This window comes from Candidatus Hydrogenedentota bacterium (assembly GCA_016791475.1).
In the GTDB taxonomy this organism is placed as follows: domain Bacteria; phylum Hydrogenedentota; class Hydrogenedentia; order Hydrogenedentales; family JAEUWI01; genus JAEUWI01.
On sequence record JAEUWI010000034.1, the window covers coordinates 26587 to 43551 of the forward strand.

General features: G+C 59.5%; 11 protein-coding genes. 1 reads left to right on the plus strand and 10 read right to left on the minus strand.

The window, feature by feature from the left end:
- The first annotated feature begins 890 nt into the window (after positions 1-890).
- Positions 891-1586, plus strand: a complete 696-nt coding sequence (locus JNK74_17685) for a hypothetical protein (protein MBL7648017.1) — start codon at positions 891-893, stop codon at positions 1584-1586.
- Here JNK74_17685 and JNK74_17690 read toward each other — a convergent pair.
- The 10 genes from JNK74_17690 to JNK74_17735 form a co-directional block, all read right to left on the minus strand.
- Complete coding sequence (locus JNK74_17690; protein MBL7648018.1) at positions 1558-2364, minus strand: DUF1738 domain-containing protein; 807 nt, start codon at positions 2362-2364, stop codon at positions 1558-1560. The genes JNK74_17685 and JNK74_17690 overlap by 29 nt on opposite strands.
- 191 nt (positions 2365-2555) lie before the next feature.
- Positions 2556-5567: a type I restriction endonuclease subunit R gene (locus tag JNK74_17695; protein ID MBL7648019.1), complete on the minus strand. Its 3012-nt coding sequence runs from the start codon at positions 5565-5567 to the stop codon at positions 2556-2558.
- Positions 5568-5857: 290 nt separating this feature from the next.
- Positions 5858-6922 carry a macro domain-containing protein gene (locus JNK74_17700; protein ID MBL7648020.1) on the minus strand — a complete coding sequence of 355 codons (1065 nt, stop codon included), beginning with the start codon at positions 6920-6922 and terminating at the stop codon, positions 5858-5860.
- 16 nt (positions 6923-6938) lie between these two features.
- Positions 6939-7583: a DUF4433 domain-containing protein gene (locus JNK74_17705; GenBank protein ID MBL7648021.1), complete on the minus strand. Its 645-nt coding sequence runs from the start codon at positions 7581-7583 to the stop codon at positions 6939-6941.
- Positions 7580-8989: a restriction endonuclease subunit S gene (locus JNK74_17710; protein ID MBL7648022.1), complete on the minus strand. Its 1410-nt coding sequence runs from the start codon at positions 8987-8989 to the stop codon at positions 7580-7582. The genes JNK74_17705 and JNK74_17710 overlap by 4 nt, the downstream gene beginning before the upstream one ends.
- Positions 8986-12177, minus strand: a complete 3192-nt coding sequence (locus JNK74_17715; protein ID MBL7648023.1) for a DEAD/DEAH box helicase — start codon at positions 12175-12177, stop codon at positions 8986-8988. Before JNK74_17715 ends, JNK74_17710 begins: the two co-directional genes overlap by 4 nt.
- Complete coding sequence (locus tag JNK74_17720; protein ID MBL7648024.1) at positions 12174-12962, minus strand: hypothetical protein; 789 nt, start codon at positions 12960-12962, stop codon at positions 12174-12176. The genes JNK74_17715 and JNK74_17720 overlap by 4 nt, the downstream gene beginning before the upstream one ends.
- Positions 12963-13212: 250 nt before the next feature.
- Positions 13213-13614 (minus strand): hypothetical protein, encoded by a 402-nt coding sequence (locus JNK74_17725; protein MBL7648025.1) that lies wholly within the window; start codon positions 13612-13614, stop codon positions 13213-13215.
- Between the two features lie 290 nt (positions 13615-13904).
- Positions 13905-16205: an SAM-dependent DNA methyltransferase gene (locus JNK74_17730; GenBank protein ID MBL7648026.1), complete on the minus strand. Its 2301-nt coding sequence runs from the start codon at positions 16203-16205 to the stop codon at positions 13905-13907.
- 468 nt (positions 16206-16673) lie between these two features.
- Positions 16674-16940: a hypothetical protein gene (locus JNK74_17735; protein ID MBL7648027.1), complete on the minus strand. Its 267-nt coding sequence runs from the start codon at positions 16938-16940 to the stop codon at positions 16674-16676.
- Positions 16941-16965: the final 25 nt, after the last annotated feature.

Genomic DNA, 16965 nt, shown 5'->3' on the forward strand with positions numbered 1-16965 from the left:
TTCTGCCCCCTGAAATCGCCTCTTGCAGCCAATGCGAGGGGCGGAAACTGCATCGGGACGGGAGTCCCGGTGTACGGTCATCGGTTACGGGGGATAACACCCCCTAGCGACGTGACGCGTGATTTGAAGGTCAACACTAACGCGGGAACCGCTGAGGCGGCCGGGGTGGTACCCGGTGCCTGGCCCATTCAGCCAGGTGATTGAAAAGCCTCAGTGGGGGAGTGTGGTCTGAGTAGAAGTCGAAAGGTTTTCGAGGGTGCAGGCGGCAAGGCAGTCGCACGCACCTTGGTGTGTTTCCGGGTGGTGCCGGAACACAAATGCCACGACGAAAGGACCGACGGGTTTTTACCCATTTGAATGACGCCAGGGGGACGGTCAGCCAGTGCTGGCCTGGCCGTCCCCCTTTACCCCAGGCAGGGACACGACCGGCCGCACCCAATTCATCGGGAGATGGATCGGGTGCGGCGTGAGCATGGGATGATCGCAGCAATGCGGGAAAGGAGGTTATGCAAGCAGAGGATTTGAGTGCGCAACGGGTATGAATTGGGCACGGGGAACTTACGGAAGTAAGTGCGCCGTGCCGAATGAACGGACGCCGGGGCTTTCCGCAGGTGCGGGAGGTACACCGGATGCCGGGCATGCACCGCGGATGTTATCGGGCATTTGCCCTTTACCGCGGCTTGTGCTAAAGAACCCCGTGAGGCGCTCGTGTCGCGGGTTCTGTCTGATGAGCTGTAACGCATATCGAGACCGCGACACGGGCGCTTCTGCATCATGGCAATTCGCCATGGCGGAAGCAGGCGCCGCAAGGGACGATAAAGGCTTTGCGGGATTGTGCCTTCACCAAAACAATCCCGCCCCTTCATTCGGGGGAATTGCCAGGGGGCGCGATGATGATCTACCGATGTGTTGCCACCAGCCTTGCGGGCTTCGTTCAACAGGTGGCCACGGCCTACCTGCCCCATGGCTATTGGTTCTACTGCCAGGGCTTCGTTCCGAAGGGGAAGTGCCCGGAAGCCATCGACGCGAAACTGATCGCGAAGTACGGCGCGGCCCTGTCCAAATGGCAGCGGGCCCGGCGAAAGCGCGGGGGACATGCAAACCTTCAATACATTCGCCTCGGTTCCATCTTTCTGCTCATGGCCACGAAGGGCGTGCATCCGTTCTTCGAGGAGGAAGGGGCAACCATCCGTGATGCCCGCAAGGTGCCGATCCGGATTGGCGGTTATTCCATCAGCGTGCGGAAGGGACCCGACGGTCGGCTTCACAGCCACGTCCGCATTGATCGCGCACCCTATGGCGAATTGATGGCCCAGTACCTGGAGCGCTGCAACCGCCTTTCCACGGCCCGACTCGTCAGCGAGCTTTACCATCTGCCCTATGAACCCTATGCTCCGGTGCGCCGGCAGTATCTGATGCTGTTGCGAAGGATCAACGCGATCCGTAAAGAGCATGGGCGCCAGACCATTCCCTTGGAGGCGCTGCCCTTGCGCAGACGGATCGTGCGGCCTTTTGAAGAGGACGCCCGTGATCCGGGTCGGGCGCCCGAAGGGGAGGCTATTCCGCCGTGGGTGTCAACGCCGTGATGATTTCCGAGGCGGTTTTGCGGATGCCATCGAGGGAGGCCTCCAGGGTTTCGACGGTACCATTGTAGAGCTGTATATAGTCGCTCGACGCGGTGCTGCATTCTAGTCCGATCGCGCTGGAGACGATGAAAGCTACCGCTTCGGCTTCCAGTTCGCGGGATTTGCACGTGCCAATCAAGCCGTGATCCGTCCAGTGGAGCAATTCGTGGGCAAGTTCGTGAACCAAGACGGAGAATTCCGCTGCGGGGCTCAGCTCCGGACGTATGCGGATTTTGCCACCAGAGGAAGCACCTTCGGCATTGCCCAACTCGTCGGAATACTCCAGCACGATGCCCTGGCTTGCGATGAAGGCTTTCAGCCGCTCGGTGTGGTCAAGTGGATCGCCACTGGCTTCCGCAGGGCAGGGGAGGGCCTCGCCGTCGGTCTGGGAGACATCGAACACATACGCCGCACGGAATCGGATGCGGGGTTGGTCATCCTGTAGCGCGGTGTCACTGGAATCGCGAAAGACCATCGGTGCAATGATGGTGATGCCCTGCTCGCCCTTCTTTACGAAACGTCCAAGCTTCTTCCACGCCCGGAATCCACTGACCCGCGTCGCACTGGGGAATTGCGACTGAATCAGCACGATATTCCGGAAACTGTAGCGATGAAATCGCGCCATCGCCGCGAGATAGGCCACGAGCTGATCGCTCTTGCCGCTTTCAAGATTCTCGACGAGGGATTTCAGGCCCTGATCGATGAGTTGCTTTACCTGATCTGTTTTCTCCGTGTTCATGTCCGCCTCCTGGGGGTTAAGGTTGTTTTCTTCGCGGAGACGGCCGACGAAGCGAACCCGGCGGTCAAGGTGGAGGCGAAGCACGACCTTGACGGCCCCAGGGGTGAGCGCAGTCAGAATCCGCGCAAAAAGAAAACCACCGCCCAGGAGGAGGACGGTGGGGGAGGGGAGATGGGGGAGTTGGATCGAGGTCAGGGGTTCGTAATCTGATACACCATGTCGCCGACGAAACGCTTGAAGGATTCGTTCTCGACAAATTGCTTGTAGAACTGGGTGAAGTCCTTCATGGAGCCTTGCGCCGCTTTGCCCAGGGCCTGATCGTGGGCCAATCTGGCGGTATGCGGTGTGTTGGCCTTCGCGTTCAGATAGGCCGGATCGGCAGCGACTTTCGGCGCGATGTCGTCCCGAATGTGACGGAAGATTCGGTCCGCATCGGTGAATGACGTCCCGAATTGCGCATTGAAGCTCTGCAGAATATTGCTCAGCCGATCCAATTCGGGTTCCGATTTTCTGCCCGCCACGTCGGTAGGAATGGGTTCAATCTCCGCATCTTCGTCGGCCAGAGCGATCTTCATGGCCACTTTCTTCTCCACGCGATAGCTGTCCATGTCAATGGCTTCGACGATGCCCTTGGCGAGGTCTTCTTCACGCGGCGCGGGAAGCTTGGGCGTGAGCAGGTCCAGAAAAATGGAGAGTTTCTCCCACGCGGCGTTGCTGTAGGAAATCACCGCCGAGAGGAAGCTGTAGGTGCGGCAGAAGGCTTTGGCCTTTCCCTTGAACTCCACTTGGCCATCCTCTTCGAGCTGGCTCACATAAACGGCCACACATTGATCGAGGATCGGGTCCAGGGCATCCCGGTCGGCCCCGTCGAGGAACAGGGCCACCAGTTGATCCACCTGTTCCGGTGCGTACACCTGGGCGGCATCCAGCGCCGTCTTCAGGTCGTGCAGTTTGTTCGGGTCAGATTCTTCGGACAGCAGCGTGGTGCGGTAATAATCCTGGAAGGCAAAGGTAATCGCCTCGCTGTTATTTTGAAAGTCGAGGACGAAGCAATCGTGCTTCTGGGGATGGGCGCGGTTGAGGCGGGACAAGGTCTGCACGGCCTTGATACCCGCGAGGGGTTTATCCACGTACATCGTGTGAAGCAGTGGCTCGTCGTAGCCCGTCTGGAACTTGTCCGCGCAGATGAGGAAACGATACGGATCGCTCTGTATCTTCCCCGCGATGTCCCCACTGGAAAAACCGTTGAGCGACGCCTCACTCACCTTCGCTCCGCCGTACTCATGCTCCCCCGAGAAGGCGACAATCGCCTGATAGGGGCTCTTCCGTTCAAGCAAGTATGCCTTGAATGCGTGATAGTACTGGATGGCCCGCTCAATGCCACTGGTGACCACCATCGCCCGCGCCTGGCCCCCGATTTTCCCGGACGCCAACACCTGCTCGTGAAAGTGGTCCACCATGATTTCGGATTTGAGTCGAATCGCGTGGTCGTGACTCTCCACGTATCGGCGGAGTTTCTTCTTGGCCTTCTTGGTGTCGAATTCCGGATCATCCTCCGTCTTCTTCACCAGCTTGTAATAACTCTCCACGGGCGTATACGACCGGAGCACATCGAGGATGAAGCCCTCTTCAACCGCCTGCTTCATGGTGTAGCTGTGGAATGGCCGGTGCCTGACCTTGCCTTCGACATCGGGTGCCAGTGCTTCGCCGAACATCTCCAGCGTCTTGTTCTTTGGCGTGGCGGTAAAGGCGAAGTAACTCGCATTCTTGAGCATCTTCCGCGCCGCCATGCGCTTTTCCAGCGCCGCGTTTACCAGGTCTTCGGGGTCGTTGCCCTCACTATCATCCAGTTCCTCCCCCAGCGCCTGGCTCATCGCCGCCGTGGTCTTGCCGCCCTGGCTGGAGTGGGCTTCGTCGATGATGATAGCGAAGGTCTTGCCACCCTCTTTGGCGATCTCATCCAGGATGAAGGGGAATTTCTGGACGGTCGAGACGATAATCTTCTTTCCCTGCTCGATGAACTTTCGCAAGTCGCCCGAGCGCTCCGCGTGTCCTACCGTCGCGCCGACCTGCATGAACTGCTTGATGGTCGCCTGGATCTGTTGGTCGAGAAGGCGGCGGTCGGTGACCACGATGACCGAATCGAAAATCTCCTTGTCGTGGCGCTTCTGACCGATGAGCTGGTGGGCCAGCCAGGCGATAGAGTTGGACTTGCCGCTCCCTGCAGAGTGCTGGATCAGGTAACGTCTGCCCGCGCCGTGGGCGCGCACGTCGGCCAGTGCCTGGCGCACGACACCGAGCTGGTGATAGCGCGGCCACACCTGCCTGAGCGGTGTCTTACCCGTGCGGGGGTTTTTCTCCCCCTTCACGATCTGGGCGTAATTCTCCAGAATGTTGGTCAGCCCCGCCGGGGTGAGCACTTCTTTCCAGAGGTAGTCCGTCTTGAGGCCGTTCGGATTAGGCGGATTTCCCGCGCCGTCGTTGAACCCCTTGTTGAAGGGCAGGAACCAGGAGGCCTTCCCCTTGAGTTCAGTGCACATCCGTACTTCGCTGTCGTCCACGGCGAAATGCACCGCGCATCGACCAAACTGAAAGAGCCGTTCGCGCGGATCGCGGTCCCGTCTGTACTGGTGCACGGCATCGACCACGGTCTGCTTCGTCAGGCTATTCTTCAGCTCAAAGGTGGCGATTGGGAGCCCATTGATAAACAAGCCCAGATCCAGCGCCCGGCGCGTCTCGTCCATGCTGTAGGCCAACTGGCGCGTGATGGAGAAACGATTCTGCCCGTGGAGGGCTTCGGCCTTGGCGTTTCCGAGGGAGGGGGTGCCGTAGAAGAGGGCGAAGTGCAAGGGGCCGTGCGCCACCCCCTTGCGCAACACGTCGATCACCCCGCGCTTGCCGATCTCGCCGGAGAGCCGCGACAGAAACTTGAGTCGGTTGATGTCCGCATGGTCCGTGTAGCTGCCCATCCCCAGCTTCTCGAAAGTCTCCGATTGGGTCGTCTGAAGGAAGGCGAAGAGCTGGGGCACATCCAGCGCATGGGCGCGGTCAAAGTGCTGCGGACGCCCCACAAGATAGCCCGTGCCGCCGCTGGGTGGGGACTCCTCGGCGGACCAACCCGGGTCCACCGCAAGCCCGTCCGTGCCGGTCATGTGCCGCATGATGAGGCTTTCCAAGCCCTTCTCGGAGATGTCCGTGCTCACTGGTTGCCTCCATCAATTACCAATGCATTTTGTAAGTCATTATGCTGCAATGGGTTGCGCTATGCTGCTCCGATGGTTTTGCTCTCTCCATCAAGTACCCGACAGCCTTGCCGCAGGTCGTCGCGCGTTGCTCGACGATCCTGTCAAACAACCGTCAAGCAATTCGGGGAATCATAATCCTATTCAAATCAACAGGTTGCGGTGCATGTGAGCTGAAACAGCGGCGCGATCACCCGGTGCAATCAAGCAAACGTATGCTCACCGGTCGCGCATCGCAAGTCCAGAGACGCTCACTTTGAGCTCGTTTCGATCGGGTCGTGCTTTATCCAACCCTGCTTGACCAGGGTATCCGCAGCGATGCCGATCTGTCGGGGTGTGAACTGCCGCTTGCGGGGACTCCACTCGTAGACTCGCTCAACCACGTCGTCCATGGCAGAGACCCCTTCCTTCGTCATCACCCAATGGACCGTCGATAGCATTTCCAGGCCAAAAGGCGACTCGAAGCCCTCTGTCAGCGCCGTCACCCGGTCGAAGCGCGCACGGGTATCGGGATGCTGGCCGAGAAAGGCCCCGGCATCCTCCACCGCGCCCGGCACCAGAGACAGTTGCTTGTCGGGCGCGTCTCCGCCGTCGTCGTAACCCACCAACAGATGTCCCTCGATAGCATGCAACACATGGCGCAGGTTCGCCGCATAGGGCCCGTAGACCGCTTTTTCGTAATTAAGGCGTAAGGGTTCTCCCGCCTCCTGCATGAAATACATCAACTTGTGGACTTCAAGCAGGGTGACGAAAGGGTCGAGCAGGCCACGAAAGTAGCGGTCTATCAGCTCCACCAGCGCCGCCCGCCCGGCAGTCATGCGGGGCACCTCGCGGCTGTGGTGCATGGTGTCCGATGCGGGCGCGCCCTTGGGCTCATAGATCCGCACCGTCACGTCGGGCAGCGCGCCCAGGGCCGCCTCAATGCGTGGCTTCACCTCCACCCATTCCAAGCCGCCCAAACCGCTGCCCAGAGGTGGGAGGGCGATGGAGCGAATCTTCCGTTCCTCTATGAACGCTGCAAGGGCCGCTAGACCGTGGTCAATATCTTCCATGCGGCTCTTGCCCCGCCAGTGCCGCTTCGTCGGAAAGTTGATGATATAGCGCGGCGGCGTGAGCTGGCCCGTCTCGAACACAAACATGCGCCCCGGCTGGACCTCCTTGCGCTTGCATGCTGACGCATAGGCCTTGAAGTTTTCCGGCCACGCGTTCTTGAACTGCAAGGCAATGCCCCGCCCCATCACGCCCACACAGTTCACGGTGTTGACGAGGGCCTCGGATTCATCGCGCAGCATATCGCCGCTGGTCAGTTCAATCATGGTTGTGCCTCATGGGTCAATAATACCAATTATTCCGAATTTCCACCACCGGCCGGTGCCCGTCTTGTGGTAACGTCTTGATGACTCGCTTATAAATGACGTCGGAATACACCCCGATGCGCTCCACAAGCGGCCAGGGGAAACGTTGCTCCAGCAGGAACTCGGCCTGTTTGCCTTCCTTGCAACTCTGCCAATCGGTCGCCTGTACCGCTTTCCAGTCGATTTCCGCCAATTTTCCCAGATCGGCCCGATCCTCGAAGTATCGCGCACCCGCGTTGGACAGGGTGAAGGCCCATCGCGCACCCCGCTGCGCCGCCCAGTCCACCGTAGCCTGAAGGTCGGCCTCCAAATGGATGATCGGGCCTTGCCCGCCCCGGTAAGACAGCTCCGGGTGGTTGGCGCGGGCGATAAGATACAGCATAACCGAGCGCGGGCAGAAATAGAAGGGGACACAATCGCCGACATGCAACTCGGGATGGCTGGTCAAGGTCAGCTCGGTCATCCGCCGTTGTTTAATGTCGCTCATTCCAATCGTCGTTCCAGGGGGATGCCGCCGCGCGATTTCCGCATCGCACCACAGGCACCCATCCGCCACGATGGACGGTGACCGATCCACATGCACGATGTGATATAGCTTGGGCTGGGCAGGTACGAGACTCACACTTCAGCCTCCTCGTCAGCGGTCTCAAGCGCGTCGTCCAGCTCAACGTCGTCCTCGGCGAGTTCCGACGTGACTTCCTCGGGCAACTGCGCCGCCGCCGCACGTACATCGAGCTTGCCGGTCACCACGTCGGCCACGAGGCGGGTGCGGTACTCGCGGAGGAGTTCGATCTCGCGTTCGAGGCGGGAGATGGCGGCGGATAGGGCCCGAGTCTCGTTCTCAACAACTCTCAACAACTCCGTCTGTTCAGTCTCGGGAGGAATGGCGAGTTTGAAACGTTTCAAATCTTCGCACGTAATCGCCCCTTTTGTACTGCCGGAGTCTTCACTAAGAGCACGGAGTTGAAGGTAGGCCGCTCTTAGGCTAAGACATATAAACTCGGGCGATGCGACAGGGATTCGCGGAGCTATGAAAGCGATATGCTGGTTGATGGTCGCCTCGATGCGGAGGAGTGCAGACATACCGCGAGTTTTTCCTTGGCCAGTAATCGCCACCAATACACTCCCAGCGGGAACTATGGGCAGATGGCACTCTCGAAGTGCGGACTTTGTGACGAATTGATCTGCGCTGTCGATCATGTCGCGGTTAACCTGCGAGCTATTCAGCCACGGATATGTTCCGCCATTCCAATAGGCGGGTTTGCCGCGAGACGGAGTTGATCCATTACCGACGCGAGCAAAACGACTTATCCGCCAAAGCTCCCAATGCGCGGGAATATCCCCGAGCCAGGGGATGCCGGAGGGTTTGAGGGGGACGTTGGGGTCGAGGCCTCGGGTGACGGCGCGATGAATGATGGCCTGCTTCTGCTCGTTCAGCAGCGCGATCACCTTGCGCTTCGCCCGGATCGTCCGCTCCAGCCGCCCGTTCGCCCAGTCCAGGAAACGCACAATCGCCGCCTGCTCCTCGGGGGGAGGGAGGAGCACTGGAATCTGTCGCATACCAGGAATGGACAAATCCCATTGACCGACCCGTACGCCATCCGACGCCTGACCGAAATGTGCAACGTAGGGCTTGCTGCGAAGCAGCCTTTGTCCAAATGCGTGATTGGCTATGCGTAGGTCGAAGACAAAGTAGGCCGGGCTGACGATACCGTCGCATGGAGCGATGCCCATTGAGCCTTGCCAAGCCTTCATCTTATTGATCACGAGATTGCCAGCGCGGGCCACCTTGTAGTTGCTCAAATCCTCAGGGATGACATTGTGATTCTCTTTTTCATCGGTCATCGAGCGCACGAAGACGCCCTTCTCGCGCGCAACCGACAAAAGGGGCAGGTCTGCTCGATTTCGCTCGGTTCGCTTAGAGATAAGTGTGCGGAGATTCTGCACTTCCCAGGTTGTCGGGACCGTGCCGAGCCACTCTGAACCCGACTCCTTATACTCCGGGTACGGCTTAAGGTCGGCGATCATGATTCCCCCTCCATGATCGACCAGACTCGATGGTAGCTGGCGCCACGCTCGCCCATCGCTATTGTCCACTCATTGGGGTCGGCAGCCCGCAACCGGAGGCGAATCTGGTGGAGCGGCTCTTCCGTTGTAACTTCAAGGTGTTTAGCCAGGGCTGGCGCCGCAGTCCTTGGAACCCCGAGAAGTCTCAGGGCCACGGCCTCGTCGGAGTTCACGCCGTAGTAGACGCGCGCTGGTAGATTCCGCAGGCTGCGCTGCTCGTCGGGGGACAATCGTTCGATCTTGCTTCCGAGCGTAAGCGACTGCAATGCGGAAAGTCCCCAGGACGCCGTCTGCGTGAGCCGTCCGAATACGTTGCGGCAACACTCGGTCATTGCGGCGACGGGGTCGGTGGTGGTCTCGCCGTCCGCCACTTGCTCGTGATGGCTGAAGTAGTCTGTCGCCATCTCGGTAAGCGCACGCCCCTGTACCCAGTCACAGATGATTCGGGCGAGTTTGTCTCCATCCGGACTCGTACCTCCCGTTACCGCTTTCAGGGGGTCGCGAAGCTCCGGCACTTGGAGCAACAGCCCCATCATTCGGCGAAGGTCATCTTTGCGGTCCGCGAACAACTTCGGTGACCAGACATCGTCCGGAAGATTCTCCTGACCCAGTCGGGCGAGCGTGTTGCTGACCGACTCCCAGGAGAACCCGGTAGCGTCAACCAGACTCAGTGGTTTTCCCTTGATTCGTTCGGCATAGGCGTGAACGCCCTGCACCAACGTATCCGCCCATCCTCGGTGGCTTTTGCGCAGTGATTGGAAGCCGAGGGTACCTCGAAGAACCTGTTCAACTTGCGCTGCGAACTGCTCGTGGTTCCCGATTTGACGGTATGTATGAGCCAGATACTGAACGAACGCCGACCAACCTGGTTGATGAGAGAGCGATTCCAAGCGCAGCAGCGAGCCAGCTTCCATCGCGGCCCTCACCATGTCGATGAGCGTCGAATTGAGTTCGCCCACAGCCGTATCGATCAAGTGCTCCAACTCCCGCTGCCTGGCGTCATCTTTGGCCGCCAGGGCAACCACGCCGAGGTCCCCCTGATCAACGCGACCGGCCCGACCGGCGATGTTCCAGAAGTCCTCGGGAGGCATATCGGTGCGAAACGGGAAGCTCCTAGAAAGGTACTGTTGGCTGGCAAACACGACACCGGACACGGGAAAGTTCACACCCTGAGCGATGGTGGTGGTCGCCACGAGAATGCCAAGCCGACCGGTTTCCGTGAGCCATTCCACAAGCGCACGCGTGTCCTCGGACATACCCGCATGATGAACCCCGACGCCGTACTCGAGTAGACCGGTCAGAGGGAAGTCGTGCCCCATCTCGTCGACGAGAAACTTCCGCACATGGTCGAGATCTTCGTCTACCAGCCTTCGCCTGTTCGCCTCGACTTTAAATGTGTCAGCAATGCCCCAGGTCGCCCGTGGAGCGTCGGCGAGCACGATGACTGTGCCGCGTTCCTTCAGAACTTGCGCGGTTACAGCCGCAATTTTCCCCGGAGATTTCGCCACCTTGGACCAGGCCAATCCCAGAGGGCGCGGCTGGCCGATAACGATCTGCTCCGGGATATCGAGGGTATTGCGAGTCGTATGGCGCGTGCGAAGCGATAGAGTGAATGCGCCCTTGCTATCGCCCTTGTCGACACGGGCAATGGCCACAACTCGGTCGTTCGGAGTCCAGTCAACGCCCAAGTCGATGTTTTTGTTGCTATCTGGCGACAGCCATCGTGCGATCTCCGCCCCGTTACGGATGAAGGGCGTCAGCAGGAGGAACTGCGCATAGCGGCACTCCCGGTTAATCGTCGCCATGAGCAGCTCAAGCTTGATTCCTCGGTCCGGGGACGCCAACCCGTGAGCCTCGTCCACGACCACGAGCGTAATGGGTCGGCCAATCTTGTCTTCCCAACCGCCACGCAACATCAAATCCAGCTTCTCCGGCGTGGTTACGAGAATCCGGAACTGCTGTGCTTTGTCGGACTCTGTCAGCATCCCGGCTTCGAGGCCATCCACTTCGAGTGCCGGGCTCACTTTCTCCACGACCGTCCCGATTTTCGAGAAGTCCTGACGGAGGCGCGTTGTTAACTGGTTCACCAGCGCTCGCGTAGGCGCCAGATACGCTACCCAACCGTTCTCCTGGTCGAACTGGTTCAAGGCCTGAAGAATCCGAAACTGTGCGATGAACGTCTTACCGCTCGAAGTCGGCAAGCTCACCACAACCGCGCGATGGCCAGAGCCGAGAAGGCCCTCCTCACGGAGGGTCCGCCTCTGGGGAGGCAGCATCTCAAAGATTGGGCGCGATCGATCTCGAGCAGTCAACGTCTCAACGAATCGCGTCACCCGGCTGTTGACTGCGCGGGTGACCGTCCAGATGCTGCTTTCAACCATCGCGCGTGCAGTTCGAGCGAGTAGGCGCGACAGGTTTTCCTGGTCGATCAGTTGGCCGCGCGCGGATGCGCCAATTGCCCGGTCGAACTGCGCTTCCAGTTGTTCTCTGATGTCGAAGTGGCCGTCGATGGAGCCCTGCCCCAGGTAGGTGCCCAGGAGCTCGGCGGCTTTCGCGAGATGGTATAGGGCTATCAATTCTAATGCTGGCCGGACGTCCTTGCTGGCCTCGGCCTCCTGCAGGAACGTGGGTTCAATGTCACGCTGGGCAATGCGGATAGCGACGATACGTGCTTGAACCGCGTCGAGGTCCGCCCAACCTTGTTTTCGAAGAAGTCGCAGCCATACCTCCAATACCGACGACCACACTCGGACGCCCCAGTCTGGAGCGTCGAGCGGCAGTACCGGGAACTCTACCTCCGTCACGATGCGTCGAAAATCCGCAGAGCGATCACCAAGGACGGCAAGGCAACCCAAGCGCACCAGCCAATGAGAAGCCGCGACTGGCTCCTCCGGCCATTTCAGAGTTCTGGCAATCTGGAACGCTTCAGCAGCTACAGATCGAAGTTCAATCGCCCGGTGCTCGTCATCGAGGCAATCAAAGACCTGGAGTTCAAGCGCGTTAGCAATGAACAGGAGTTCACTCTCATCCATATCTGGTGGCGATGTGGACCCCAACGCTTGTGTGAGTCTCCGGCGACTCGCTTCCGTTGTGGTATCTTGAAGGCGGTCCTCGCCAATAGCTGTCCTAAGCCAAGAGCCTGTTGTCATGGTGTACTCCCATGAAGCAAAGTTGGCCAGTCGGCGATCGGGACAGGCAAGTACCAAGCGGTGCATTCAATGCGCGTCGGGGCGGTAATTGTCGCTGCAAGCGTTTTCGCGCGCATGCTAACGTCTCGTTCATCAGGCTCTGTATCGCGAAGCAGAATCCCGACCAAAAGGAACTCCTTGCCGACAGACTGAACGTAGCGCCGAACCGCGGCCTGATAGAGTTCTTGATGCTTTGGAGCTTCACACCGGGACCGCAGCCACTTCAGCAGTGCGTGCTGAATATCCAAGCGAGTTGCCTCTTCCTCAAGTTGCCACGCCATTCCGCCACTACCATTCATTACATTTGGAGGCGTTCTTGCGTCTGAGGAAGTCTTAACCTCACCGAAAAGTAGCAGCACCGATTCGCCTTCTCTGCAGAAACCGACGAGGTCTGCGCCGGGCAAACTGGCTCTAGGGGTACGTCGATCTCGGACAAGGTTCCACGGCCAGCAGATCTCGCGACTGTCATCGTCTACGAGAACGCACTCTGCGAGAGCCTCTCCGATTGCCCACGATTTCTCTTCGGGAACTGCGCGCAGGAGCTTCTCGACGAAACCGGTCTCCATCCCTGTAGAGGCCATTCCGCGCAACTCAGCCTCAAAGCTGGTATCGGCGTCTTCAACACGATCCTTCACTACACTTCGAAGATAGTTGGTGAACTGCTCGACGTCCGATACCTTACGACCGGACCACAATGAGCCCAAATGGGTTCCCGCATAGCAGGTGCTTGAAGCAAGTGCATTCATGGAGATGCCTCACTCCATCCCTTGCTCTCATTCAGCAGGACCTCTGCTATCCGCTCGATGGCTAGTATGCCCCTGCGGAGTAAGTCAGGCCTGCGTCGAAAGCTGAATTGGTGAATCAGCGCGGTAGCTCTATCCCCGGCAACAATAAAGGAAGCACTTCCGTGCAGCGTCATCAAGAGCCCTTGCTTGTACCGTTTGCCTGGCAATCCGACCAGCGATGCACTACAGGTTTCCATGGCGAAGTTAACTGTCATATCTGCCCCTGGTCTTGAGGTATTCCTGCGTGTTCCTCGTTTATGGCGGAGCGCAGGCGCATCTTCAACGCGCGCGCGGCATCGGAGAGATTCTCGTCGGCCTCCAGGGCATACTCGGACCACAACACGCCGATTTGTTCGTGCAGCTCTGCCTGCAGATCTTCGCGGGTGGGGGCAATCACGTGAATGTGCAACGCGTCGTCCTTGAGGATCACGTGTTGCCTGGACGCGGTGAGTTCGGGCGTGAGCTTGAGCGGTTCATGGAATAGGAGGCGCTTCTCGCGCCACGGCACTTCTCTCACGTCGAAATCCGACATAGCCAGCGGCTCAATGCTTTCGACAGCATCGCAGTTTGCCCCGAGGACCCTTAAGTCCAGCTTTTCCAACTTGTCTGACATGTCTCTTCCCTGTAGCCGGGTGCGATGACCTGGCACCTTGCACGCTTGTCATGGTACTACAGCGCTATTCGGCAATTCGCCTGAGACGGGCACAGCCTGCGCGTCGCCTGTCGCACATTCGGTGGGCTCAAAAAGGGCGGTTGCTCCCCCCGATCCAGGGGTCGCTCCCCCCGATCCGAGGGCCGCTCCTCCCGATCCAGGGGTCGCTCCCCCCGATCCAGGGGTTGCTCCACCCGATCCGAGGGCCGCTCCTCCCGATAATCGTTATGTCGAACTGGGGCCGGATCACCCTAGCGTACCCCCTTCAGCAGGCCATCCAGCAGGCCTTCGGCCTCCTTCTCGATGGCGAGGATGTCGGCGCTGATTTCTTCCAGCGTCCGCAGCGGTTGCGGCTTGTAGAAGTGGCGGGTGAAGCTGATTTCATAGCCGATTTTGGTGGCGCTTTCTTTGATCCAGGCGTCGGGGGTGTAGGGCAGGACCTCGCGGCGGATGAAGGCCTCGATGCCGCCTTCCTCCAGGAGCGGGACCTGCTCGGTGTCGCGTAGATCGGAATCGGGCTCATACTCTACGATGGCGCTCTTGCCGTCCACGGTGGCTTCGACGAGTCCGCGCAAGGGGTCGGCCTTGATTTTGCCCGGCTTATGGACCTTGGCGATGACGGGCGGTGCGGACTCCTCGCGCCAGCTCACGGCCTTGAAGATTTGCTTGAGATCCGCAGCGCCGAGCTTTATCCCCCCGTCTTTCAGGGCGGCGTTCACCCGGTCGCGGAAAACATTGTGGTCCTCAAAGGGCTGATCGCCCAGGGCGGCCCGGAGTTTCGTGGCGGCTTCGACCAGGCGGCCGTCGCGCTCCCAGGTCTTCGGGTCGAGGAGCTTCTTTTTCTTCTTCTCGGGCAGGCCCTTTTTCGTCGAGCCGCCTTCTTCGTCGTCACCTTCTTCCTCGTCGCTGCCCCAATCGGCCAGTCGGGCCTCGACCTGGGTGGCGACTTTCGGGAAATTCTCGAACAGAAGGTCACCGAATTCCTCGTTGAGCACGGTGCGGATGTCCTCGTCGCCGGAAGTGAAGCGGAGCGTCTCGATGGCCTTGAGGGAGAACTGGCTGTGCAGGCGCAAGGGACGCTCGACGGTGACTTTCCAGTAGCCAAAGGCGGCGTTGGGGAATAGCTTCGATTCGGGTGTCTCTTTGAATTCAAGGAAGGTGCGGTTGATCCGTTCGATATCCTCGGGGGAAAGTTCGCAGTTTTTCTTGCCGAGGTTTTTCCGAAGCGGTTTGAACCATTGGGTGGCATCAATGAGCTGGACCTGGCCCTTGCGGTGGGTGGCCTTCCGGTTGGAAAGCACCCAGATGTAGGTGGCGATGCCGGTGTTGTAGAAGAGATTGAGGGGGAGGGCGACAATGGCTTCGAGCCAGTCGTTTTCGATGATCCACCGGCGAATGTTGCTCTCGCCTTGGCCCGCATCCCCCGTGAAGAGGGAGGAACCGTTGTGTACTTCGGCGATGCGGCTGCCCAGGGCGGACTTGCCGTTCATCTTCGAGGCCATGTTGGCCAGGAAGAGCATTTGGCCATCGCTGGAGCGGGTGACGAGGGAAAGCTCCTCGCCGTTGTGCATGACCTTGAAGCGCGGATCGCGCATCCCTTCCTTGCCGCCCATGGCCTCCAGATCTTTCTTCCAGCTCTTGCCGTAGGGCGGATTGGCGAGCATGAAATCGAACTCTTGCGCGGGGAAGGCATCGTGCGACAGGGTGGACCATTCGGCACCACCGACGATGTGGTCGGCGCTCTCGCCTTCGCCCTTGAGCAGCATGTCCGCCTTGCAGACGGCGTAGGTCTCGGGGTTGATCTCCTGGCCGTAGGGCAGGCACTTGACCTGTTGACCTCGCTTCGCAGCGATGGCCACGAGCGTCTCCTCCGCAACCGTGAGCATGCCGCCGGTGCCACAGGCGCAGTCGTAGAGGAGGTAGGTGCCGGACTTGATCTCGTCCTCGATGGGCAAAAAGATGAGATTGGCCATGAGGCGTACTGCGTCGCGCGGGGTCCAGTGCTGACCCGCCTCTTCGTTGTTGTCCTCGTTGAACTTTCGAACCAACTCCTCGAAGACGGTGCCCATGGCGTGGTTGTCGATACCAGCGGGGGAGAGGTCGATGTCGGGATCGAGGAACTTGTTGATCAGCGTGCCGATGGCGTCGGCCCGAGAGAGGGTCTGGAGCTGGTTGCGGAATTTGAAGTTTTCCAGGATGTCCTGGACGTTCGACGAGAAGCCGTTGAGGTAGTCTTCGAAGTCGGCCAGGAGCTGTTGCTGGCTGCCCCGCGACTTAAGATCACGCAGGGTGAACTTCGATGTATTGTAGAAGGCCTGGCCGGCAGCATCGCAGAGGGCGGCGCGCTGCTCCGTAATCTGCGCGTCGTCGAGCATCTTCTTCGTCTCAAGCACCTGCGGCTTGGTCGGTTCGAGCACGGCGTCCATACGTCGGATGACGCACATGGGCAGGATGACATCCGGATATTTCCCACGCTTGAACAAATCGCGCAGGACATCGTCGGCGATGCCCCAAATGAAGGAGACGATCTTGTTGTGTGTGGCTTGATCCATGATTATGCGACTCCGGCACGACGAGGGATCGCCGCAAAGCACGCGCCCATCGTCTCTTGAGGCTTGGACTGGACGGACGGGCAGGTCCCGACGCCGGAATGGGCGGCATCACTCTGGATGTCTTCGAGGTTGAGCATGAATTCTGATTCCCCTGCGCACGGGCCCGCACCGACGTTCGCAGCACGTGGTAAAGGGCCAGTAAGATGCTCCCGCATAGGCGCTTAGGGCCTTTCCAACTGCCGTGGTGGTTGTCACAGGATAGTACCAGATGGGGAACGGGGTGCTCAATGCGGCTGACAGGTCACGGCCGGATGAACACGGGTCGATGGATATATTTCATTTCTGGCGGTGAAAATTGCGGGACAGCGTTGAGCGCAGGTGGGTGCCGAGCCGGCGAAGACGTGGGCAGGGAGGCCCGGTGGTGCAATCGAACCATTTTAAAAAAATCCCTGCCGCATTGAACAACTATTATTCGTCGTCACTCTCCGAGCGCTGGTTGGCGCGGAAGATCCAGATGTGGGCCAGGTCCGCCACTTTGGCGACCAGAGGCAGTTCATCGCGCCCGAAGGAGTCGGAGGTCTTCCACTCGTCTTCGTCCTTGTAGAGACGCGTGATCCGGACGCTATACCGTGTGCCGTTCTTGGATTCGTTCTGCCAGATGGCGGCCTTGATGGTGCCCAGGCGGAGTTCTTCCACGGGCTTGTTGGCCGTTGTTTTCTTGTTGCTGCTGGCCATGATGGCCTCCTTTCGTGAGGAGTGG